This window comes from Acinetobacter sp. Ac_5812 (genome assembly GCF_013072695.1).
Classification (GTDB): Bacteria; Pseudomonadota; Gammaproteobacteria; order Pseudomonadales; family Moraxellaceae; genus Acinetobacter.
In genome coordinates this window covers 1-25,362 of the sequence record NZ_LXUK01000024.1, presented here as the reverse complement: position 1 = coordinate 25,362, position 25,362 = coordinate 1, and the positions used below count along the sequence as shown (strand labels likewise).

18 protein-coding genes are annotated in these 25,362 nt (G+C 40.1%); 12 read left to right on the top strand and 6 right to left on the bottom strand.

Annotated features, from left to right (window positions below; all coding sequences use genetic code 11):
- Positions 1-98: 98 nt before the first annotated feature.
- Both A7P55_RS18580 and A7P55_RS18575 read right to left on the bottom strand, forming a co-directional pair.
- Positions 99-752: a hypothetical protein gene (locus tag A7P55_RS18580; RefSeq protein ID WP_171553318.1), complete on the bottom strand. Its 654-nt coding sequence runs from the start codon at positions 750-752 to the stop codon at positions 99-101.
- A gap of 196 nt (positions 753-948) precedes the next feature.
- On the bottom strand, positions 949-3,180 hold the full coding sequence (locus A7P55_RS18575; RefSeq protein ID WP_005202278.1) for an NADP-dependent isocitrate dehydrogenase: 2,232 nt from the start codon (positions 3,178-3,180) through the stop codon (positions 949-951).
- 556 nt (positions 3,181-3,736) lie between these two features.
- Between A7P55_RS18575 and paaI the strand changes: the two genes are divergently transcribed.
- The gene (gene paaI / locus A7P55_RS18570) at positions 3,737-4,135 is read left to right on the top strand and encodes a hydroxyphenylacetyl-CoA thioesterase PaaI (protein WP_032860730.1); all 399 of its coding nucleotides are present in this window, start codon (positions 3,737-3,739) and stop codon (positions 4,133-4,135) included.
- Positions 4,136-4,259: 124 nt separating this feature from the next.
- Here paaI and A7P55_RS18565 read toward each other — a convergent pair whose 3' ends face one another.
- The gene (locus tag A7P55_RS18565) at positions 4,260-5,960 is read right to left on the bottom strand and encodes a PDZ domain-containing protein (protein ID WP_171553317.1); all 1,701 of its coding nucleotides are present in this window, start codon (positions 5,958-5,960) and stop codon (positions 4,260-4,262) included.
- Between the two features lie 171 nt (positions 5,961-6,131).
- Here A7P55_RS18565 and A7P55_RS18560 point away from each other — a divergent pair, with 171 nt between their 5' ends.
- From A7P55_RS18560 to A7P55_RS18520, 9 genes are all read left to right on the top strand, one after another.
- Positions 6,132-7,451: a D-alanyl-D-alanine carboxypeptidase PBP6B gene (locus A7P55_RS18560; protein ID WP_171553316.1), complete on the top strand. Its 1,320-nt coding sequence runs from the start codon at positions 6,132-6,134 to the stop codon at positions 7,449-7,451.
- A 95-nt stretch (positions 7,452-7,546) separates the two neighbouring features.
- Positions 7,547-8,833 (top strand): NAD(P)/FAD-dependent oxidoreductase, encoded by a 1,287-nt coding sequence (locus tag A7P55_RS18555; RefSeq protein WP_171553315.1) that lies wholly within the window; start codon positions 7,547-7,549, stop codon positions 8,831-8,833.
- 125 nt (positions 8,834-8,958) lie between these two features.
- Complete coding sequence (locus A7P55_RS18550) at positions 8,959-9,441, top strand: peptidylprolyl isomerase (RefSeq protein WP_004801387.1); 483 nt, start codon at positions 8,959-8,961, stop codon at positions 9,439-9,441.
- 119 nt (positions 9,442-9,560) lie between these two features.
- A complete protein-coding gene (locus tag A7P55_RS18545; RefSeq protein ID WP_171553314.1) occupies positions 9,561-11,000 on the top strand; it encodes a deoxyribodipyrimidine photo-lyase in 1,440 nt (479 codons plus the stop codon).
- A 186-nt stretch (positions 11,001-11,186) separates the two neighbouring features.
- Complete coding sequence (locus A7P55_RS18540; protein ID WP_216078110.1) at positions 11,187-11,936, top strand: hypothetical protein; 750 nt, start codon at positions 11,187-11,189, stop codon at positions 11,934-11,936.
- Positions 11,936-12,841 (top strand): hypothetical protein, encoded by a 906-nt coding sequence (locus tag A7P55_RS18535; RefSeq protein ID WP_171553312.1) that lies wholly within the window; start codon positions 11,936-11,938, stop codon positions 12,839-12,841. The genes A7P55_RS18540 and A7P55_RS18535 overlap by 1 nt, the downstream gene beginning before the upstream one ends.
- Positions 12,828-14,078, top strand: coding sequence for a glycosyltransferase (locus tag A7P55_RS18530; protein WP_171553311.1), 1,251 nt, complete (start codon positions 12,828-12,830; stop codon positions 14,076-14,078). The genes A7P55_RS18535 and A7P55_RS18530 overlap by 14 nt, the downstream gene beginning before the upstream one ends.
- Positions 14,079-15,926, top strand: coding sequence for a hypothetical protein (locus tag A7P55_RS18525; protein ID WP_171553310.1), 1,848 nt, complete (start codon positions 14,079-14,081; stop codon positions 15,924-15,926).
- Positions 15,904-16,782: a hypothetical protein gene (locus tag A7P55_RS18520; RefSeq protein WP_171553309.1), complete on the top strand. Its 879-nt coding sequence runs from the start codon at positions 15,904-15,906 to the stop codon at positions 16,780-16,782. Before A7P55_RS18525 ends, A7P55_RS18520 begins: the two co-directional genes overlap by 23 nt.
- A gap of 12 nt (positions 16,783-16,794) precedes the next feature.
- On the opposite strand, the gene wecB is transcribed toward A7P55_RS18520, so the two are convergent.
- On the bottom strand, positions 16,795-17,922 hold the full coding sequence (wecB, locus tag A7P55_RS18515; RefSeq protein ID WP_171553308.1) for a UDP-N-acetylglucosamine 2-epimerase (non-hydrolyzing): 1,128 nt from the start codon (positions 17,920-17,922) through the stop codon (positions 16,795-16,797).
- 2 nt (positions 17,923-17,924) lie between these two features.
- Positions 17,925-19,139 carry a hypothetical protein gene (locus A7P55_RS18510; RefSeq protein ID WP_216078109.1) on the bottom strand — a complete coding sequence of 405 codons (1,215 nt, stop codon included), beginning with the start codon at positions 19,137-19,139 and terminating at the stop codon, positions 17,925-17,927.
- A gap of 230 nt (positions 19,140-19,369) precedes the next feature.
- Here A7P55_RS18510 and A7P55_RS18505 point away from each other — a divergent pair, with 230 nt between their 5' ends.
- Complete coding sequence (locus A7P55_RS18505; RefSeq protein WP_171553307.1) at positions 19,370-20,071, top strand: VIT family protein; 702 nt, start codon at positions 19,370-19,372, stop codon at positions 20,069-20,071.
- Positions 20,072-20,189: 118 nt separating this feature from the next.
- On the top strand, positions 20,190-21,233 hold the full coding sequence (locus tag A7P55_RS18500; RefSeq protein ID WP_171553306.1) for a nitronate monooxygenase: 1,044 nt from the start codon (positions 20,190-20,192) through the stop codon (positions 21,231-21,233).
- A 64-nt stretch (positions 21,234-21,297) separates the two neighbouring features.
- Here A7P55_RS18500 and A7P55_RS18495 read toward each other — a convergent pair.
- A partial coding sequence (locus A7P55_RS18495; protein ID WP_171553305.1) for a YadA-like family protein occupies positions 21,298-25,362 on the bottom strand: 4,065 nt, incomplete at its 5' end.

Sequence of the window (25,362 nt, the reverse complement as noted above, 5' to 3'; positions counted from 1 at the left end):
GTTTAAATTGATACCAATACCTACAGATTAATTTAAAGGGGCTATATCATTTGCCCCTTTAGATTTAAATAACATTACTCTGTATTAATATAAGATTTTTAAATCATTAGGTTAACTTCTTGAATAAAAAACGCACATGCCAAAATCACACTAACTGGTAATCCAATTTTCAGAAGCCAATAACTCCATTGTCTAGATTCATCAAAGTCCCTTTCTTTAGTCAAAATCCATTTTCGTATAACCCAAATATGGACGGCAAGACAAAGTAGGCTGGCACATATTATAAAAATAATATTATTTTTCTTCTTAGGAGTGACCTCAACTGAAGAATAATCAATTTTTTTAATTTCTCCATTGTTTATTATTTCAAATGATCGGACTAAATAAAAAATCTTTTGATCATATGGGTTTACCCCTTCTTTATATCTTAAATTTTTAATCGGCAACCCTTCACTTTCAAGTAAAGATTTGCAATAGATTTCTAGAGATAAAGCACATTCATCTCTATAAAAAAGCTGATCCCCTTTATATATTTCTAAGTAATAACTCTTAAAAAAACTTTTCCTCTTTATTTTATAAGAACTATATACTTTAAAAGATGAATCTTCGAAAATATATTTCTCCTGCCATTTATAATTAAACTTTTTATTATACGTACTTATTTGTCCTATCAAAATTGCATAGGTGACTGCAATAAGGCTACAACTTATCAAAAGCTCATTCCAACTTTCATCTTTAAATATTCTTTTCATTAAATTTAGTCTTCTTAATTTTAATAAGCATTTCAGAATCAAGCTATCCTAGCTAAAAATAATAGGAATGAAATTAGCTGACATAATAATCTTGAATTTTATTAAGTCAATTCGTCCATATCAAAATGAAAAAAGCCGATGTTTTCACATCGGCTTTTTTATATCACCGACAATGTTGTCGGTGATATATCAACAATTAAAGTGACGCAAGTGTCGTATTAAACGTTGCACTTGGACGCATTACTGCATTTACTTTCGCTGGGTCGATTGCATAATAACCACCGATATCAGCAGCTTGGCCTTGAACTTGAGCAAGTTCAGCAACAATCTTCTGTTCGTTTTCAGCAAGCGATTTTGCAAGCGGAGCAAATTTCGCCTTTAACTCAGCATCTTCGTCTTGAGCGGCTAATGCCTCAGCCCAGTACAATGCTAAGTAGAAATGGCTGCCACGGTTATCTAACTCACCTGTACGACGTGATGGAGACTTGTCGTTATCAAGAAGTTTACCTGTTGCTTGGTCAAGCGTCTTCGCAAGCAATTTCGCACGGTTATTATCTTCTTTGATACCAAGCTCTTCTAAAGACACTGCTAACGCAAGGAACTCCCCGAGTGAATCCCAACGCAAGTGGTTTTCTTCAACCAACTGCTGAACATGTTTCGGTGCTGAACCACCCGCACCTGTTTCATACATGCCCCCGCCAGCCATTAACGGCACAATCGACAACATTTTCGCTGAAGTACCCAATTCCATAATCGGGAACAAGTCAGTTAAGTAGTCACGTAAAATGTTACCAGTGACAGAAATAGTATCTAAACCACGCGCTACACGTTCAAGCGTATAACGCATTGCACGTACTTGTGACATGATTTGAATATCAAGACCTGTGGTGTCATGATCTTTCAAGTATTTTTCAACTTTTTTGATCAATTCATTTTCGTGTGGACGGTACGGGTCAAGCCAGAAGATCGCAGGCATGCCTGAGTTACGTGCACGTGTTACTGCAAGTTTCACCCAGTCACGGATTGGTGCATCTTTCACCTGACACATACGCCAGATATCACCTTCTTCTACATTTTGTGACATCAACACTTCACCCGTGTCTAAATCAGTAATGTTGGCAATACCCGCTTCTGAGATTTCAAAAGTTTTGTCGTGTGAACCGTATTCTTCTGCTTTTTGCGCCATCAAACCAACGTTTGGTACTGTGCCCATAGTACGTGGGTCGAAGTTACCATTCCACTTACAGAAGTTGATCATTTCTTGGTAGATACGCGCGAAAGTTGATTCTGGCATCACAGCTTTACAGTCGTAAGGTTTGCCGTCAGCACCCCACATTTTACCGCCACCACGAATCATTGCAGGCATAGAAGCATCGACAATCACGTCATTTGGTGAATGGAAGTTGGTGATGCCTTTAGCAGAATCCACCATTGCAAGTGCAGGACGGTGTTCTTGGCAAGCATGTAAATCTTCGATGATTTCTTCACGTAAAGATGTTGGTAGAGTTGCGATCTTTTCATAAAGACCAGCCATACCATTGTTCACGTTAATACCGAGTTCGTCGAATAATTTACCGTGTTTTTCAAAAGCGTCTTTATAGTAAATTTTCACACAGTGACCGAATACGATCGGGTGTGACACTTTCATCATGGTTGCTTTCACGTGTAATGAGAACAAAATGCCCGCTTCACGACAGTCTTCAAGTTCTTTCTCGTAGAAATCACAAAGCGCTTTCTTGCTCATAAACATTGAGTCAATGATTTCACCATCTTGAAGTGCGACTTTTGGCTTCAGCACAATGGTTTCACCAGACTTAGTGATGAGTTCCATTTTCACATTACGTGCACGGTCTAAAGTCATTGATTTTTCACCGTGGTAGAAGTCGCCTTCATCCATGTGAGAAACGTGAGTTTGAGACCATTGTTTCCACTCGCTCATTGAATGCGGGTGTTTTTTTGCATAATTTTTCACAGCAGCTGGCGCACGGCGATCAGAGTTCCCTTCACGCAATACAGGGTTTACTGCTGAACCAAGGCATTTACCATAACGTGCCTTGATCTCTTTTTCTTCTTCAGTGGTTGGATTTTCTGGGTAATCAGGAATCGCATAACCCTTCGACTGGAGCTCTTTAATACATGACACTAACTGAGCAACAGACGCACTGATGTTTGGAAGTTTAATGATATTGGTATCTGGATCTTGTGTAAGACGACCTAACTCTGCAAGGTTATTGTTTACCTTTTGCTCATCTTTAAGGTAATCTGAAAATTCTGCGAGTACACGTACTGCAACTGAGATGTCACTTTTAACAATCTCAATGCCAGCAGGTTTTGTAAAGGTCTCAATGATCGGTAGCAATGAATAGGTCGCTAATAACGGCGCCTCGTCAGTCAGTGTGTAAATGATTTTTGACTTTCCACCAGCCATATATAGCCCCTTGTGTTGGATTGAGTTACGGATAACTGTGCTTGTGGCCCAGCTCCTAGAACCGATTTGCTTAAACAAACTTGAGAGTATCAGTGTTCATCACATGCGAGTCAACGCAATATCCAGTGATAACGACATTTCGATAAAAAATACTACAAAATGATATAATAGTAGCATCTCGCCATATATATATGCGGTCAAGTTTTGGCTTTTCAAATACAAACCACTGTCTGCTTTAAATATAGATATCGAATTGATCATTTAGCAAACAAATACATACATTGCTAAATAACCCGTGCTATTTTGACAGGCTTAGATGAACAATTCGTTAATTCTTTAGTGGTAGGTTCAATGTAATTGACACACTTTTAAATCGTTTTTATCTTTGTTAACTCACGATTTAATGACCTATACATAAGCCCAGCGAAACTCAATCACGACCTGCTTGAACGTCAAAAATATTGCGCGTTTTATCTGATCTTATCGATCATTTATCAAAACAGCATTTATGATTCGAAAAAATTAATTTATATTTAAAATCATATCATATAAAAAGATGGATCTTGCCAAGATGAATGCATTATTTCAACAAGATGCTGTGATGCAAATGATCGGTGCAAAACTAACAGCCTCAGGTCATCGTTCAGCCGCAGTCTCTTTAACAGTGAAAGAAAATCATACTCAAGGGCATGGCACCTGCCACGGTGCCATTATTTTTGCGATTGCAGACAGTGCCTTTGCGATTGCATGTAATAGTGAACAACCTGCTGTCGGACAGCATTGCAATATCAGCTATATCAAACCAGGAAAAATTGGCGATACTTTAACTGCAACAGCAAGCTTCAAAGCGCCAAGTGGACGATCTGAAATTTATGATATTACAATCGCCAATCAGCACAATGAAATTATTGCCGAGTTTAGAGGAATTTCACGCTTAGTGACTAAGCAGAAATAGATGTGCCTTTTAACGATTCACTCTTTCAAAATCAAAGTTTCAGCAGGAATAAATCCACGCTCATACCAAAATTAAATACAAAAAAAGGAAGAGATTCAGCTCTTCCTTTTTAATCAACACATGATTACTTCAACCAACGATCCAGCTTATTTTGATCTTCGACTTTGAGTTCAACTGTTGTCAGTGCATTCTCACCTGCTTCCAGTTCAAATTGTAAAAACTCATCACGGCGGAATGCATAAACAATAAATTTACCTTGTTGCTTTGCATACTTTGCCAACAGTTTTTCCGAAGCCTTGATGCCATCAATCGCAATAATCACATCATTGGCAGACAACCCAGCCCTTGCCGCAGCACTCTCTCGACGAAGCTGTTGTACTACCACGCCTTCAGCTTTATCAACAACTTTTAAGCCAAATGGCAAAGCCTTGTCTTCTTTGGTGCTATAACTTAAACCAAATTCAGGGAAGAGTTGATCCAGTGGCAATTCATCTGTGGTGTTGATCAAATGATTGATTTGCTCAATCCAGTTATCCCCTGTCAACTCATGACATAAGTCAAAAATCGTCCGATCATTCACTTGAATCCCATTTTGGGTATTTTCATATAGACGACGCATCAAGGCATCTAAATTTGAACCACGTAAGCGCAACCCCAAATCCAAACAAAGTGCCACCAAACTGCCTTTATTATAGTAGCTCGTGCCTGCATTATTCGAGTTTTCATCTTGACGATAAAACTTGATCCAAGCATCAAAGCTTGACTCAGCAACAGATTGCACCAAACGCCCTGGGTTTTGTAAATAACGGTCAATTTGCGCTTTAAGTAAATCCAGATAAGATTTTTGTGAAATCACGCCACTACGCAACAAAATCAGATCATCATAATATGAAGTAAAGCCTTCAAAAATCCACAGTAAGCTCGTGTAGGCTTCTTGATGCAAATCATAGTTGGTAAAATTTTCAGGGCGAATAAATTTTACTAACCATGAATGAAAATATTCATGGCTGCATAGACCTAAAAAGCGTTGATAATCTTTAGACGGTTCTTCTGCCTCATCCGCCTTAGCTAAATCATCACGCGGTGTAATTAAACTGGTGCTATTACAGTGCTCTAATCCACCATAACTATTACCAGTTGCCATGGTCATAAAGGTATAGTTTTGAAATGGTGCTGAACCAAAGATGTCGATTTCAGTTTGGCAAATCTTTTTAATATCTGCCTCTAAACGAGTTAAATTGGTCGTGTGCTTGCCAGAAATCACAAACTCATGCGCAATACCATTGGCTTCAAAACTAAAACGACTTTGCTCAGCCAACTCAAATGGACTATCAATCAACTGATCGTAGTTATCTGATTTTAAAGTAAAACGTCCTTTAACTAAGCTTTTGGTTGGTAAACCCGTCGCAATTTGAAAATGCTTGAGTTCATCTGGGAGAAAGATTTCCACTTCACACGGCGCTTGCTCTTGATCTTTTAAACCCAAACAAACACAAGCTGGATTGACGTATAAACGGGTTTGATCAACATAGGCCCCGCGTACCGATAAATCATAAGCATAGACATCATATTCCACCGTAATCAGTTCATGATCGGTATTGAATAAACGCCAGCGATTTTTCTCTGTTTTTTTAATGCTGAGTAAACGCCCTGCTTCATCAGATGCTTTTACCGATTCAATGTGTTTGGAAAATTCTCGAATTAAATAGCTGCCTGGAATCCAAGTTGGCAACCAAAGTTCTTGATTGGGATTGGCAAGGAAACGTAAGGTGACATGAATCAGGTGTTGGCGATAATCGTCGAACTCAATTTGATAGTGCAACATAATTTCTAATCATGAAAAATAGGAACAATTTCACACAGCTTAGCATTTTTTTACAAAGTCATGCGTAGATGTCGTAATTGTCAGCAAAAGTTGCTGGATTCTTCAACAAAAAAGTCATAGCATTCTCCTCTCACATTTAAGGCCACCGGATCGGCACTACAAGGTATTCACGTGAAATTTCTCCTCCCCCTCTTTACGTTGTTTAGTCTCATTTGTGCAAACCTTGCACATGCAAATTTACTCAACATTGCCCCTGAAACCGTTGAAGCTCAAGCATGGTCTGTGATTGATGCTCAATCCGGACAAATTATTGCTGAGCATAATAGTCATGTTCAGCGTGCACCAGCCTCACTCACCAAGATGATGGTGGCCTATATCGCGCTAAAAGAAATTGAGGCGGGTAAATTACGTAAAGAAGACATACTGACCGCAACGCCTGTTGTTAGCACAGTCATGTGGGATGAGTCACAAATGTATTTAAAAGCAGGTGAACAGATTTCTGTTGACCAGCTTTTAGCAGGCCTCATTGTGATGTCTGCCAATGATGCAGCCGTCACGCTTGCAGAAAAAATCTCGGGCAGCGTACCGCAATTTGTGGCGCGTATGAATCAAGAGGCGCAAGCCTTGGGCATGAAAGATACGCATTTTAGTAATCCAGCTGGGATTACCATGACCGATCATTATTCTACAGCTGCTGATCTCAGCCTGCTTGCGAAAGCCATTGTGAAGCAAACCCCTGAATATTTATATTATTCAAAAATGCCAAGCTTTAGTTATAACCAACGCTTCCATCATGCAACTAATCTAGCTTTGAAAATGGACCCAACCGCTGATGGTCTAAAAACAGGTTTTACCAAAGCGGCAGGTTACAACTTAGCCCTCACTGCCGAGCGTCCAACCTTTAATCCGCATGTTGAAAAACGTCGTTTGATTGTGGTGGTGTTAGGCACACCAAGCGCAGTAAAGCGTGCAGAAGTGGCACATAAATTGATGAATTTGGCTTATACCTATACCCGAGATGAAGAAGTAATTCCAAAACAACGACTCATTGCTGAACTACCTGTAATTAAATCGACTTTGAAAATGTTTAAAGTTGAAACACAGCAACCAACGATTGTCACCACCTCACTTTATGGTCAAGCAGCGCCGATTGATTTAAATACTTTTGATTTATTGACACAACGTATTCATTTGACTGATGCCAACCAGCAAGTCACGACCGTTGAACCGCTTCAAACGACGAATACACATATCAATATCGAACTGAATGAACAGCATTTAACTGCACCTTTGACTCAAGTCATGAACTTGGCCACGGTATCAATTTATCAAAACAACCAATTGATTCGTAGCTTACAGATTGAGAATGATGTACAGATTGAAGAAGCCAATATTTTTCAGAAAATTATGATCTGGTTTTCTAATTTGTTCAGTTTTTTCTCAACAAATGACACTAAAAACCCAAAACTTTACCCTTTAAACCAAGGTTAAAAAAAACCTACTATTTCTATCAAGATTACCAATACAATATAAAAAAAAGGATGGCATAATCCAGCCATCCTTTCACAAAAAAAATTAGGTTAATCATGAGTAAAACCTTACATCATATCGTGATTGTAGGCGGTGGCGCAGGTGGTTTAGAGCTTGCAACACAACTAGGAGAACGTTTTGGTCGACGCAAGAAAGCCCGAATTACCCTAGTCGACCAAAACCTCACTCACATATGGAAACCTCTCCTTCACGAAATCGCAGCAGGCTCACTTAATCCTCACGAAGAACAAACCAATTATTTTGCTCACGCAGAAAAACATCATTTTGAGTTCGTACTTGGGACCTTAATCGATGTCAACAAAGATCAAAAACAAATTACGCTTTCTCCTCCACAGCTTTCTAAAGAACACACTCCACTCACCCAGAAGCTTAGCTACGATACACTTGTGCTGGCGGTAGGTTCGGTATCGAACGACTTCGGCACAGAAGGTGTACGCGAACATTGTCATTTCCTCGATAGCCGCCAACAAGCAGATATATTCCAACAAGATTTGTTCCATCTTTATATCGAAGCACAAAACCAGCCAACCGAACGTGCTTTAAATATTGGTATTGTGGGTGCAGGTGCAACAGGTGTTGAGCTAGCGGCAGAACTAATTGAAACCACGAAAAACTTTTATCGTTATGGTTTAAAGAAAATTGATCCGAAGCAGGTCAAAATCACCCTCATTGAAGCCTCTGATCGCATTCTCCCTGCGCTGACAGAAAAAACCGCTGCACATAGTGCCAAACAACTCAAGAAAATGGGTATTAAGATTCTGACTCAACACAAAGTACAAAAAGTCGATGAATCAAATGTCTATTTTAGTAATGGCAGTGTCTTACACTCAGATATTACGGTTTGGGCTGCAGGTGTCAAAGCACCGAAAGTTCTAGAATCATTTACTGATTTTAAACGTGACAAGATTAATCGTTTAATGGTGTATGCAACACTACAAACCTATTCTGACCCAAATGTATTTGCCTTTGGTGATTGTGCCAACTGTCAATTAGATGCGCGTCAGCCACCTTTAGGCCCACGTGCACAAGTCGCGAGTCAGCAAGCAACATTCCTAGTCGATGCAATGGCAGCACGTTTGTCAGGTTCTCCTCAACCGATGTTCAGCTTTAGTGAGAAAGGGTCACTGGTTTCATTAAGCCACAATCAAGCTGTAGGCGAGTTGTTAGGCGATGTCAGCGTACAAGGCTTTATTGCCAAAACCATGTATGTCTCTTTATACCGACTGCATCAAGCCAATATTCATGGCTATACCCAAGCCAGTATGCTGACCATGAAAGATTTTCTAACACGTCGTGTACGTCCAAAAATTAAGCTCTATTGAGTTGAAATTTGATATTTCGTCTCAATATTTAACTAAATCGTTTCAAAAAGTGGAAAATAGTCAACAAAACCTATTTTTCACTTTATGATATACAGCTAAAACTATTGATGACATGGATTCAAAACATGACTGCTATTGCACTTAACCACGTGGTTTCATTCCACTACACTTTAACAAACGCTGAGGGTGAAACACTTGATCAATCTCAAGGTGAACCACTTGCATATTTGCACGGCGCAGGCAACATCATTCCTGGTTTAGAAAATGCACTTACAGGTAAAACTGTAGGCGAAAAATTCACTGTAAACGTTCCAGCTGCTGAAGGTTATGGCGAATACAACCCAGACCTCGTTCAAGAAGTTCCAGCTCAAATGTTCCAAGGTGTGGACAACATCCAACCTGGTATGCAATTCCAAGCTCAAACTGATGACGGCGTTCAAATCGTTACTGTTAAAGCGATTGAAGGTGACAACATCATCGTTGACGCAAACTTCCCACTTGCTGGCCAAGATCTTACTTTTGAAGTAGAAATCGTTGAAATCCGTGATGCTTCTCAAGAAGAATTAGATCACGGTCACGTTCATGGTGCAGGTGGTCACCACCACTAATTCACTTTTGAATTAGATGGAAAAAGCAAAGCTTCGGCTTTGCTTTTTTATTGCCAAGTACTTTTCCAAAATCAGAAAATCGCTTAACGTTGTCTAACTTTCGATTACAATCCACAGCTATGTCTCAAACCTATCAACTGATTTGGTTTCGCCAAGATTTAAGAATCCATGATCATGCAGCGCTTTGGCATGCGACTCAGGCAGGCCCTACAATTGCACTTATAGTTTTGTCCCCTGCACAGTGGCAACAACACGACGATGCAGCGATTAAAATCGAATTTTACCTACGGCAATTACAACAACTCAAACAACAACTTGCAGACCTGAATATTCCCCTACTGGTTCAAACAATTCCGTTTTGGAAAGATGTTCCTGACTTTTTCCCAAATTTAATTCAAAAACTTAATATTGAAAATATCTATGCCAATATCGAACTTGGCATCAATGAACTAAAACGAGATCAGGCTGTACAGCAACAACTCAATCAACATCAAAAAGAATTGATCCTGTTGCATGATCGAACTTTATTTCCAGTTGCCTCTATCCGCAATCAATCTAACTCTCCATATCAGGTTTTTGGTGCATTTAAGAAAACCTGCTATCAACGCTTACAGCATGGTTTACCTCAATGTTATCCCTCCCCAACGCAGCAGCAACCACTGTCACTTGATATATCCGCCTTTCAACAAGATGATATTCAAGAATTACAACGTGACTATATAAAACAAATCCAACAGACTAATTTTTCCGAATGGCAGGTTGGAGAAGCACATGCACTCGCGCTTTTGGACCAATTTATTGATGAACGATTGCTTGGCTATAAAATAGCACGGGATTTACCTGCACTATCTGGCACTAGCCAGCTTTCCGCCTATTTAAATATTGGCATTATTTCAATTCGTCAATGCCTACAAGCCCTGTTTAGACAGCAACACGGACATTTTGAAATTCAATCTGAAGGCCAACAAACATGGCTGGATGAACTGCTTTGGCGTGAGTTTTATCAACATATCTTGTTTGACTTTCCCAAGGTCTCCAAACATCATCCCTTTCAATCTCAAACCCAAAAGATTTGCTGGCGCGATGATCCAGTTGCTCTAGCCAAATGGCAGCAAGGACAAACAGGTATCCCCATTATTGATGCAGGTATGCGACAAATGTTAGCCACGGGTTGGATGCATAATCGGGTGCGTATGATCTGTGCCATGTTCCTAAGCAAGAACCTACTCATCGACTGGCGTAAAGGTGAACAATGGTTTATGCAGCACCTGATTGATGGTGACTTGGCTGCCAATAATGGTGGATGGCAATGGTGTGCTTCGACAGGCACGGATGCTGTTCCGTATTTCCGTGTATTTAATCCAACGACTCAATCACAAAAGTTTGATCCTGATGGTGAATATATCCGTAAATGGATTCCAGAACTTGCCCATCTTGATAACAAAATGATTCATGAACCTTATGCTAAAAATCAACCTTTAAAACTGGATTATCCTGAGCCGATGGTGGATTTAAAGGCCAGTCGTCTACGTGCAATTGCTGCATTCAAATCACATTAACAGCGCTTACATAAGTTAAATAAACTTCTAAAATAGGATACTTTTTATTATTTTGAAATACAGACTATACTGTATGTTACTGTTTATAAAATTATTTTACAAAGCTAACAACAGAAAAACTGTCGTCAAAACTGTAAAATAATGCTAACTTCTTCACAAAAGACATTTATTAAAACTAAAATTATTATGCAAAAAAATCCGGCTCCAGCACTCGTCTTGTGGATTATCTCAGCTCAAATTTTTATGGGCATCGTTGCGTACGAGTGGTTGCCAGCAAGTTATCGCGGAAGCTGGGTGTTTTTACTTATTTTGTTAATTTCAGGGGCTTTTTTAAATGTTGGTATGGCCTTAGTTCTCGGGCTCGTCACATTTGTTGGTGTTGCTGTCTATTTTTTCCTTGACCTTGCCAATCAAACTTATGTCGAACGTCAACTGCTATTATTGTTTGTGCTGCCAATTACACCAATCTTTTTAAGTGCAATACGCCATAATATTCAAAATGCGCTAAAGAGCTTCCGCGACATTCAGAGTTATGATCGCAACTATCAACACGATATTTTACCACTCACTGCCTTAGCACATTTCCAAGGCGAATTAAAAAAGCTATTGCAGCTCACCCATAAAGATCACTATAAAATCATTACCACGCATATCAACAATACCCTGCTGATTCGTGAAATGCTGGGTGAAGATGTTTGGAAAGAGACTCAAAATAAAATTATGGACATCTTATCCACTGAGCGAGATAGCGTCATTTACCACTTTATTAACGAAGAACTCAGTGAAATTAAAAGTATTGTGATTCACGAACCTAGTAGTGACGAAAATCAAATCTATCCACGCTTTATTCAAGACCTGCAGGAACTGACTGTACTCAAACTGCATATCGAGCAACATACTGAATACTTAACACCTTCCAATCGAGAGGTGCACTGATGTCTGTCTTACTGAATATTTGTGGTGTACTGGTTGCAACCAGCCACTTCCCAGATACAACCTTGCAGCAATTTTATCAGCAGTACTATCACTGTCAGATCGAAACAGCAAAAACGGATCTCAGTACTCAAATTCAAACACCTCAAACAGTTGCTGAATTCTTTCCTCAACCTGCGACATGGTGGCCTGTGTTCACATCTGATCAGTTGGACTCCGAAAGCTTTAAACAATTGGTTGAACAAGGCATCAAACCAGGTGTGATTTTACCCAATGAATATTTTAGCGCGGTTAAATATTATAAAATTAAAAAAGCGGTGAATGAGGGTGCTATTCCTGTTGCCTTCTATCAAATGGCTCATGCAAAGTATTTTGCCGCTAAAGCAACTTTCTCAACTGCCATTGGCCTACGTCCCTTAGCGGCATTGATTGAAACGGGTTGGGATGAAAACCTGATTGCTCAACCCGCTGGTAGTTATATTATTCAATCAGACCTCCCCGATGAATTACGTATTCCAGCGCGAAAAATTCAACACCATCAGCACTATTTTTATCAAGCTATTACCGATCCTTCACAAAGCTCAGGTTATCAAGTGGTAATTAACCCACCACTTGGAATGCCCGTAAATACCATTGAGTATCCAAAACTAGGGATCTCATGGGATCTGAATCGCACACAATTTAACAGCAGTATGGATGGAGTTGAAACCAGTTTATTTGGCTATATTTTGATTGGGCTAAGTACAGTGGTCATTCCACTGGATTATATCTATTCAGCACATTATCCGAGTTTACTTAGTACCTTTGGTAGCTCAATTTCCTGGATTTCTTTATTACTTGGCGGCGGATTACTCCTGATCTTGATTATTTCTATCATTCGTAGGAGAAGAATAAATGCCCGCAATTGATATTCTTTTCTTATTTGGCTTTTTAGGCATTTGGATTCCTCAAGCCTTCTGGGCTTGGTTAAGTTTCCAAGCATGGAAATATTCTAAAAATGCTGCCAAAGAGCTAGAAAATCTGCCTGTTCCTGAACGATGGCCCGTATTAAGTGTCTTGATTCCAGCCTATAACGAAGGTGTGGTCATCGAAGATACTTTGCATGCGATTGCACAACAGGACTATCCTGCCCATGCCTATGAAGTGCTACTGATTAATGATGGTTCAAAAGACAATACACTAGAAATTGCGGAAAGAATGGCGGCCATTTATCCTTGCATTAAAATTGTTAATGTGCCGAAAGGCATGGGAGGAAAAGGTAAGTCACGTACTCTCAATAATGGTTTACCGCATGCCACGGGAGAATTGATCGTCGTCTATGATGCTGACAGTACGCCTGAACCTGACTGTGTCCGTTTATTAGCCCAGACCTTACTGGCCGATAAAAAATTAGTCGCAGTGAATGGTAAAGTCCGTACCCGTAACTGGCGCGACAGTATTTTGACCCGTTTTATTGCGATTGAGTTTATTTTCTTCCAATGGATTTTCCAAGGTGGCCGTTGGCAGCGTTTTGAACTGTCGACCTTAATGGGAACCAATTATGTAATCTGGCGTGATGCTCTAGAAACGCTGGGTGGTTTTGATGAAAAATCTTTGGTTGATGATACCGAGATGAGCTTTAGAATTTTCCTCGGGCAAAGACGGATTAAATGGGTACCCTACGCGGTTGGTTGGCAACAAGACCCTCCTTCTCTAAGTGTATTTGTAAAACAACGTTCACGCTGGACACAAGGAAATTTCTACGTTACCAGTAAATATTTACCGATCGCACTTCGAAAACCGTTCCCGATCGGCATCGAAATTTTTAACAACATCATGTGTTATGTACTGTTTGTACCTGCACTGATCTGGAGTCATGTCACCTTAACTTTAGGTTTACTGGGTATTGCAGGAATTACCGTTCCTGGTCCATTTACCCTACTTTGGGGCCTATCCTTCTGTTTATATGTCGCACAAATGTGGTTCACCTTATCTTTAGAAAGAGCCAAACCTCAACTATATTTCTTCGCGGTCTTATCTTACGTAACGTATTCACAAGTGTTCTTATTTATCGTGTTTAAAGCGGCTTATGACATGCTCAAAAATAAGATCCAAGGAAATTCATTGCAGTGGTATAAAACTGAGCGTAGCAAGGAGAAAAAATAAATGAAAAATAAAACCTTACATCATCCATTTTTAAAAGCTATGCTTGCAAGTGTCGTATTCTCCTTGCCCGTATTCACATCTGCGGATACCTTAAATACATGGACCTTTGACAACATCAACACGTCCAATAAATATACCATTGAACCGCACTTCTTTTATGTAGGCAAAGGCTCTGAATGGCAGAACATCCGTTTTACTAGCGATTACTCCACAGAGCATTTCACCACTTTACTCGTCAAATTTGATGACAAGCTGATCTACAACACCACCTTAAATGGCGACGGTACATTAAGCTTCGACATTCCCGCAACTCCAAACGGTTTTCATCGTTTAGATTTTATTTTACAGCAATATTCGCCAAATACCTCGCCTGCTGCTGACCGCACAACCTTCTGTAGTGAAGATGTCGATCAGGTGACTTATTTAAGCAATTCTAAAATTGAATATACACGCCACCGCCCCGTTTATCGCTTAAAAGATTTGCCTGATGCGTTATTTAACCCACAGGTTGTCCGTCCAACACCATTTGTTGGAGTCTTGAAATATAATCCCGCAAATGTCAATGAAGCTTCAATGTTAGGGCGTTTGATCAGTGCATGGGGTTCGGTCACGCCTATCCAATGGTATGAACAAAATGCACCAACGGAGCAGGCAGCCAACTTTTATATTGAAATTGTAAAATCAGCCAGTCCTTTACCCAAAGGGACTTTAGTGCAAATTAGCACTGCAAATGATATTCCAACCTTACAAATTCAATATGACCAACCAGAAAAACTGACCTCTGCAATTAACGGCTTACTCAATTCAGACTATTTACAACAACTGAATACCTCAGCAACCTTTCTTCCCAATAAGCTTGCAGCACCAAATTGGGCTAAAATCAAACAAATTCATACCCTTGCTGATTTAGGTATTAGTGATTTCCGCTTGAACCAAGCTGAAAAAAATCTCTTCCTCAACTTCCCCGCGGTTTGGCAGCCAACGGATATTTTACAAGGTCAAATTGCATTGCGTGTGCAAAGTGGTTTATTGGAAGGCTCAAATATTACTACATGGATTGATGGCGGCTTTGCTGGAAGCTTAAAAACAGCCAATTTAGATTCAGACCCAGTGAATCGACAATTCAACTACTTTGCCAAAACCATTTCAAATAATACAACCTTCAATTTGAAGCTCGAAAATTCGGTCATTGTAAATTCACAGTGTTTACCAACCGCAAAAGGTTCACTCTGGATTGATACACAAAAGTCGACAGTGAAACTCCCACATAAACTCAAAAATGGGGTTGCATCCTTATCAATGACTTTTGCAACCCACCCAACCATTGCTATTGATAGCAATGCAGGAAGCTTAGAAATCGCGATGATCGTCAGCCAAGTGGCTAAAAAAATGCTGATGACCAATGATCCAATTCCACTCAATCTAGTCAAACTTGATCCAGCAAAACCCGAACTTCTCAATGTACAGGTCAACCCCAATATCTATCGCCAACAGGTATTAATGCACCAAAGCACACTTTACCCACCTGCGACTGTAAATGGCTTCTTGGTCAGTTTCCATGATCAACGCTTTGATATTATTACTGACTCGATGCAAGGTGCTCAAAATTTCACCAAGCTTTGGGAAAAGGTTCAACAAAATATCCCCAATAATGCCAGCAAGATATTGGTGACTGAAAGTGGTCAGGTCTTCATATTACAAAAGATTATGGTCGGCAACCAGAAAGCTCCTCTTGTTAAGCAATCATCATTCTTTATCTTGGTCGTTATAATCTCTGCTATCATGATTCTTGCAATTTTGCTCTGGTACTGGCGAAAAAGACCAAATGCTAAAAATAAGGCTGACTAAATCCACAACCTTAATCACGCTTGCTTTATCAGCCCTGTTATTTTTAGGAGGTTGTATTCATCATCTCAAAACAGATGTACAACCTCCACAAATTGAAGGTATGTTCTGGCAACCTGACTTAGCTACAACGCCACCGTCAGGCGATTGGGACTTACTTGGTGTTTCTACTTTTGTGCCGCAATGGTCTGTGGTTCAATCTAAATCATGGTTTGATCATGACATGGGTTTAGAAAAATGGGATAAAAACATTAATCTAAAACAACTCCAGCAAAAAGCATGGGCTCAACAAATTTTGCTTGGTTTAGCAGGAGAATATGATGAAAAACTGGCTCGCTCTCATGTCCTTCAACTTGCTGAAAAGTCAAAAAAGATCATTGAACACACCAGATTCATTCCACTCAAAGGCTATTACTTCCCTGTAGAAGCCGATCCAACATGGATCTGTGTAGATGATCTTGCCAAAGCCATCCGAACCTTACCTAAACCTCTTTGGATCAGTATCTATAGTGGCGAACAAGCACCTGAACATTTAGATTCCTGGTTAAAAAGCTGGTTACCCAGCCACACAGGTGTATTCTTCCAAGATGGTGTTGGCGTTGGAACGCGTTCACCTCAACAAGCCCGTATCGTGCTAGAAGATCTTCAAAAAGAATTTGGTAGGGACAATATTGTGATTGTATTAGAAGCTTTTCGTCCCATTAAAGGCGGAAAGTTTCGCTCCGCCTACCCGTGGGAAATCATGCAACAACTGAAAGCCTACGAAGGACAAAAAGTGTATATTTTTGACGGTCCACATTATATGAACCGTATGACAGTTTATGCAGTCGCATTGTGGTATAAACTCAAATACAGCTAATCAATCACGAGACTAACCATCTGCAATTTGGTCTAAAATACGTTGTGAGGCTTTACCATCTCCAAAGGGATTAGGAACATTAGCCATCAGCTCGTAATGTGCTTGATCAGATAATAATTTCTCGGCTTCTGCTACGATTTTTTCTTGATCCGTCCCAACTAATATCCCAGCACCTACCTGCACTACTTCAGGCCGCTCTGTTGTCTCTCTTAAGATCAGTACAGGCTTATTAAATGAAGGGCTTTCCTCTTGTAAACCACCAGAATCCGTTAAAATAAAAGTAGCCCGATCAATCACAGCCAGTAAACTTGGGTAGTCAAGTGGTTTAACCAAATGTATTTGAGGTTGTCCATCAAACTTAGCATGGACAAGATCATGTACAGCAGGATTTAAGTGTACAGGCCACACAAAATGCACATCATTATATTTCTGTGCTAGATGCTGAACGGCATTACAGATGTTTTGAATGCCTTCACCAAAATTTTCACGACGATGGGCCGTAATTAAGACCACTCGTGCATCGGTGGGAAAATTCAAAGCATGTTGCTGTAAATAATTTTGTTCAGCTCCTTTACACTGAATCAGTTCTCGACCTAAATAAACTGCATCTACCACAGTATTACCAGTTACTGTAATTGCATCAGTAGCAATATGCTCCTGCAATAGATTCTGTTTGGACTGCTCAGTCGGTGCAAAATGCCATCGAGTAATTCTTGAAACCAGTTGGCGATTGCCTTCTTCTGGAAATGGATGCTCTAAATCATAAGAACGTAAACCTGCTTCAACATGAGCGACTGGAATTTTCATAGAAAACGCGACTAATCCAGCAGCTAAAACAGTTGTGGTATCCCCTTGAATGATAATCGCATCGCGCTGTTGCCCATCATTAAAAACACCTTCTAACTGATTTAGCCCTTGTATTAATAATTGATTGAGACTTTGACCTGCATTCATCATTTTTAAACGATGATCAATTTTTATTTGAAAGAATTCAATTGCATCACGAACTAACTCATCATGCTGACCTGTGAAAATAACTTCGACCTGAAAACGAGAGTCCTGTTGAGCTTCTAAAATCACAGGTGCTAATTTAATCAGTTCAGGTCGTGTTCCAAACACAATCGATATCATTTTTTTCATAGTTAAAAACTCTTATAAAAAACCAGTTCAGTACGTGTGTTGTTATAGTTTTCAGTGCCATCTGCTAAAGCATCTTTAAAGTAATGTCCATATAGTCGTTCAACTCTTAGTTTTACTGGAACATAGTTAAACGGCTGCCAAGCAACGCCTGCACCATATTCAAATAAATTATTGTAATTTTCGCCTTTAGAATCTGCCAAAGTATGCAGTTTGCCATAAGCTTGTACGGTACCAGCTTCACCGCGATATACATTAAAACCTGAACGCAATCGTAAATCAGCAATCACATTATAGTCTTCACGTGAGTAACTCGCCACATTGCCATACAGATCGGTAAAGTAATCATTCCAAATCGTACGCTGCTCAATCGCTGGGTTTGCATACCATTCTTGATAGCCAGTGACACCCCCCACCACACTTTCCCGGAATTTATCCCGATTACGGTCAATCAGATCATAGCTACCACCCACTTCTAAATATGCACGGATCGGAATCGATTGCCAAGGCTGGTAATTTGCTCCTACACCAATTGTCACTGCATTCTCATCAATAATTTCTGGACGTACGCCGCCTTTAGATTTGGTGTCACGGTTTAGATTCACAAAGCCATAGACTTGTGCCCGACCATTATCAAGATTCTTACCATAACGCATTTTTAAGGGAAAAATGAAATCGTCATAACGTGACTCATAAGACGGGGCAAAATACACATCTTTAAAAGTCGAGGGAACAAATGACCCGCTCAGGTTTTGCACTGCTTGTTGTGCTTTTGCAGCAATTTCAGCGTCGGATGAGGTTGATAAATTCTTAAAAATCACTAAGGCTTCTTTGTTGCTTTTTTGCTGATTTAACAAATACGCTTCTTGTAATTTCAGTAGATCATCTTCTGGTTCAAGCTGCTCAGCTTTGCGAACACTCTGAATTGCCTCGTCTTGCTTATTTAAACGAATCTGCAAGTAGGTCAAACTTTTCCAGACTTTGATATCTTGTGGAGTGAGTTGACCTAATTCAAGCAAGATTTTCTCAGCTTCTACTGGCTGGCTTTGTTCAATTTTATAAAACTTGTCCCAACGATCATAAATTGGATTACCTGGTTTATATGCCGCATCCCCTTCTTTAACAAAATCAGAGTCAGCACTGAATGCATGTTGAACTGGTAAGATAAGACCTAAAATTAATAGTGTATGACTCAGCAGCTTATTTTTGGAATTGTTCATCGCAGATCTCAACTAAAAATACTCAGAATATAGACAATAAAAAGTCAATGTAATCTAAAGTTAAAGTGTTAAATTATTCACATATTATAACCAAATCATCGTTATGCTATCGTTAAAATAAGTTATTTTATAATAGATTAAGTTTATGAATCATCAATAGAATTTTACAAATATTCGCTACATTCACTTTTATAAATAATGAAATTCACTCAATCTAAAAGAGCAAGATTATGTCCTATTCCCAACATGCAGAACCGCATGTGATACAACGTTCTGGCTGGCTGAGAGCCGCTGTTTTAGGTGCCAATGATGGCATTATTTCCGTTACCAGTTTAATTATGGGTATGGCTGCAAGTGGTGCAAGTTCTCATACCTTATTGATTACCTGTATCGCAGGACTCATCTCTGGTGCCACCTCAATGGCAGCTGGCGAATACATTTCGGTCAAATCTCAAGAAGACATTGAAAAATCGGATCTCCGATTTGAGGCTAGAGAACTAGAAAAAAATCCGCATGCTGAATTAAAAGAACTGACTCAGATTTATATTTCACGGGGTTTAAATCCCGAACTTGCACACGAAGTTGCCAAGCAACTCACCGAACATGATGCACTTGGTGCACATGCACGAGATGAAATTGGGATTCACGAAAATACCGCAGCCAACCCAGTTCAAGCAGCTTTGTCCTCAGCAGCCTCATTCTCATGTGGCGCTGCCCTCCCCATGCTCGCGATTTTACTCAGTCCAAGCACATGGGTCGCACGCTCAGTCTTGATCACGGGTGTTATTTCATTAGCCTTATTAGGTGCTTTATCCAGTTACTTTGCCCGTACCTCAATGTTAAAAGGTAGTTTACGTATTACGTTATGGGGCGTCTTGGCAATGGCATTTTCGAGTTGGGTCGGCTCTCTGTTTAATGTCACACCTATATAGAAAGCTAATTTTTTAATATAAAAATAACCTCTATATTCAACAAGTAAATAGCGATTATTATTTGCAAGCCTTTTTGTTTTTACGTTAAGGTGGTTAAAAATGGAATGAGTAAAGCATCATGTCAATTTTACAATTATTAGAAATAAAACATCCGATTTTACTTGCACCAATGGCAGGTGTTTCAACACCAGAACTTGCCGCAGAAGTTTCTAATCAAGGTGCATTAGGTTCCTTAGGTCTTGGTGCAAATACGCCAGAAGCAGCTAAAGCCCAGATTTTAAAAACTCAATCGTTAACAGATCAGCCCTTTCAAGTGAATTTCTTTTGTCATCAATCAGAAGCTTTGAATCCTGAAACGGCACAACATTGGATTGATTATATTCGTCCTCAATTTGAGAAGTTTAAAGCAGCCCCCCCCACACACCTGAATTGCATTTATCCCAGCTTTTTAGACAATGATGACTATCTGCATGTGGTACTTGAAACCAGCCCCAAAGCGGTGAGTTTTCATTTTGGGATTCCACACCCCCATCAAATTCAAGCACTCAAAGATGCGGGGATTATCACAATGGTCTCTGCGACCAATTTACTTGAAGCCCAAGCCATTGAAGCCGCTGGCATTGATATCATTATCGCGCAAGGCATTGAGGCCGGTGGGCATCGTGGTATTTTCAATCAACATTTTGATGCTGCAATAAAGACAGCTGATTTAGTGTCCTTGATCACTCAACATTGTACTCTCCCTGTGATTGCCGCAGGTGGCATTATGAATGGCGAGCAGGCTAGAACCATACTGAAATTAGGAGCTGCTGCGGTGCAATTAGGTACAGCATTTGTACAATGTAAAAGTTCAAGCGCAAATGCAGCCTACCGTAAAGCTCTATTTAGCCAAAATATTACTCAAATCAGTGCAAGTCTGTCTGGTCGACCTGCACGGGGCTTACTCGGTACTTGGCATACACAGATTGATTCACCCAATCGTCCCAAAGTCCCTGCTTATCCATATACCTATGATTTAGCTAAACAACTCATGTCTTTCGCAAGCGCACAACATGATTTTAGTTATGGCGCTTTTTGGGCGGGCAGTAATGTTGCACAAATAAGAGAGTTGGAAGCAGCTGATCTAATCAATCAACTGGTCTTAGAAATGAAAACCAACTAAGCCTATAAATTGAGAAAACCCATTCAAAATGAATGGGTTTTCCTTTACGACTGCTTAAATTATTTTACCAACCAAAGCCAACACCAACACCTCCAGAACTCTCCTCTTTAGTGAATGCACCGCCAATGGTAAGTGAGGTGTTTTCGTTAATTATGCGTTGATAACCAATCGAAACGGCCTGTTCCTGTCCCTGAAAACCAGCGCCAACACCCACTCGATTTTGCCCCTTCACACTCGAAGCGCTGCTTGCCATATTCATCATTGCAGCAGTCATCGCCCCTTGGCGATTAAAACGTTCGTCTACCTTTTGGAAGCGTTGTTCAGTTTCCATACGATAATCTTGGAATGCACTGTTTAGGGCGTTCACTCGTTCATTGGTGTAACTATTTGCAGAACTTGCTGTTGCCTTTAACTGTTTATAATTAACAGCATCCGTATCTTCAGTTGCATCGGCTACATGAATCACCTGACGTTCTTTACCCTTCGCACCGACCGAAACTGTATTGTCACGCTTCGACTCCGAATCATTACCTAAGACGACGGCATTTTTAGCGTCTGTATTGACATTATTGCCCAGTACAAACGTATTATCGGACGTGACTTTATTGTCATTCCCCATAACATAACTGCCATTTCCAGATACAATATTAGGGTCACCAAAAGCACCTGAACCATTGCCTGAAACTTGATTGCCCACACCTACCGCAGTTGAACGATCACCTGTCACCACTGTATTCGCTCCAATCGCCACCGAGTTTTCACCTGTTGCAGAAGCTGCCTGAGCATCTACCGTGCCATGTACTTGAACAAACTGATTACTGGCTGTTAATTGAGTTTGTACGTCTGCAATTTTACTATCGGTATAGCCATTTGCCGTCGAAAGTGTAGATGCTGTTTGTTGGTCGGTATAATCTTTCGCACCACTTAAAGAAGAGGCTGCTTTCTGATCTGCATAACTTTTTGCATCATTGAGTACAGAGGTGGTTTGCTGATCGGTATAGGCTTTACCATCAGCTGCTTTTTGGTCAGCATAGGTTTTTGCATTATTTAGAGCCGATACTGTTTGCTGATCTGTATAAGCTTTGCCATCAGCTGCCTTTTGATCAGCATAGGTTTTTGCATCATTTAAGGTTGTAGTGGTCTGCTGATCGGTATAATTTTTTGCATTATTCAATGCTGTTGTGGTTTGTTGGTCTGTATAATTTTTTGCATCATTTAAGTTAGATACAGCTTGTTGCTCTGTATGTGTTTTTAAATCTGATACTGAGGTTTTAATTGTACCTAACTGTTGATCAACGGCGACGAAGGCATCACTCACCGTATTTTTCACTTGCCCTTGAATGCTAAAAGTTGGCGCTGTGAATACACCATTACTCCATAATGCGCCACCTCCCAATGTCTGAACGAATGTAGTATTAGTTGTATCAATACGCGTATTTAAACTTGTCACTTCATTGCCAATTCGCGTATTTAATGTACCGACTTCCGTTGTTATACGACCATCGACCGCATGTAATTGTCTACCTGTCACAGCATCAGTTGATGTAGCTGATAAAGTTGCATCTTTCAGATTAGTAATTTTCGTCCCAGTCGCACCCTGTAAGGTCACCGCATCTTTAGCAGCACTGTCATAAATCACTGCACTTGCAGAAACATTACCTAAACCATTTTGTAAGGCCGCGATATCATTGGTATTGGTTGTGACTCGACCATCAATACTCGCAACTGTCGTATCCACACCATCAATACGCGTATTTAAAGTACCAACTTCAGTTGTAACTCGACTATCCAATGTACTGACTGCTATAGCATTTTTTCCAATCGCCGTTGTGTTTTGACCAATCTTATTGTCTAGAGTAGCGACTTCGGTGCCAATTCGAGTATCTACTCCATCAATACGGGTATTTATCGTATTTGTATTGGTCATTATTTTGCCATCTAAACCCGAAACCTCATAACCAATACGAGTGTTTAAAGTATCAACTTCACTGGTTATACGACCATCTACTGTATGTAGCTGTCTACCAGTCACAGCATCTGTTGATGTAGCTGATAAAGTTGCATCTTTCAGATTGGTAATTTTCGTCCCAGATGTGCCTTGCAAAGTAACCATATCTTTAGCGGTACTGTCATAAATCACTGCACTTGCAGAAACATTACCTAAACCATTTTGTAATGCAGCGATATCATTCGTATTGATTGTAACTCGGCCATCTAGAGCACTAATGGCTGAGGCATTTTGACCAATGGCTGTTGTATTAGCTGTGATTTTACCGTCCAACGTCGCAACTTCTGTACCAATACGGGTATCTACTCCATCAATACGTGTGTTGATGGTATTTGCACTGGTTGTAATCTTTCCGTCCAGAATCACAGCTTGTTGATCTGTATAACCTTTCGATGTCGTTAAGCTCGTCGTCGCTTGTTGATCAGCATAAGATTTAGCATCGGTTAATGTATTGGACAAACCTGCGGTTAATGCTGTATTTAGATTCCCTACCTCTGTTGTAACTCGTCCATCTAAAGTGCTAATGGCTGTTGTATTAGCTGTGATTTTACCATCTAAAGTCGCAACTTCTGTACCAATACGGGTATCTACTCCATCAATACGTGTGTTGATGGTATTCGCACTGGTTGTAATCTTTCCGTCCAGAATCACAGCTTGTTGGTCTGTATAACCTTTCGACGTGGTTAAGGTCGTCGTCGCTTGTTGATCAGTATAAGATTTAGCATCGGTTAATGTATTGGACAAACCTGCAGTTAATGCTGTATTTAGATTCCCTACCTCTGTTGTCACACGCCCATCTAAAGTGCTAATGGCTGTTGTATTGGCTGTGATTTTACCATCTAAAGTCGCAACTTCCGTACCAATACGAGTATCTACTCCATCAATACGTGCGTTGATAGTATTCGCACTGGTTGTAATCTTTCCGTCGAGAATCACAGCTTGTTGGTCTGTATAACCTTTCGACGTGGTTAAGGTCGTCGTCGCTTGTTGATCAGTATAAGATTTAGCATCGGTTAATGTATTGGACAAACCTGCGGTTAATGCTGTATTTAGATTCCCTACCTCTGTTGTCACTCGATCACTCAATGTTGTGACATTGATGTTGGTCATATGTAACTGTTTACCCGTCACAGCATCTTTAGAGTTTGCATCTAAAGTTGCATCTCTCAGATTAGTAATCTTCGTCCCAGATGTACCTTGCAAAGTCACCGTATCTTTAGTTGCACTGTCATAAATCACTGCACTTGTTGAAACATTACCTAAACCATTCTGTAAGGCAACGATATCATTGGTATTGTTTGTTACTCGCCCATCAATACTAGCTATCGTTGTATCAACACCATCAATCCGCGTATTGAGTGTCCCAACTTCATTGGTTACACGAGTATTTAAGCCTACTACTTCATTGCCAATACGCGTATTCAATGTTCCCACTTCAGTTGTGACACGGCCATCGAGTGTCACGATATCATTACTATTGCTGGTAACACGTCCGTCAAGCCCTACAATTGTTGTATCAACACCATCAATACGGGTATTGAGTGTCCCGACTTCATTGGTTACACGAGTATTTAAAGTTCCTACCTCAGTTGTAACTCGTCCATCCAATGCTGTAATGCTATTATTAGTTGCATGTAGCTGTTTACCCGTTACTGCATCTTTAGAGTTTACATCTAAAGTTGCATCTTGCAGATTGGTAATCTTTGTCCCAGATGTACCTTGTAAAGTAACCGTATCTTTAGCCGCACTGTCATAAATCACTGCACTTGCAGAAACATTGCCTAAACCATTTTGTAAGGCAACGATATCATTAGTATTGACTGTTACTCGTCCATCAATACCTGCAATTGTGGTATCAACACCATCAATCCGCGTATTAAGTGTCCCAACTTCATTGGTCACACGAGTATTTAAGCCTGCTACTTCATTACCAATTCGGGTATTTAATGTACCGACTTCCGTTGTGACACGACCATCTAACGTCGCAATATCATTGCTATTGGTAGTCACTCGTCCATCAATCCCTGCAATCGTGGTATCAACACCATCAATACGGGTATTTAAGGTCCCAACTTCATTGGTCACTCGGGTATTTAATGTACCGACTTCCGTTGTGACACG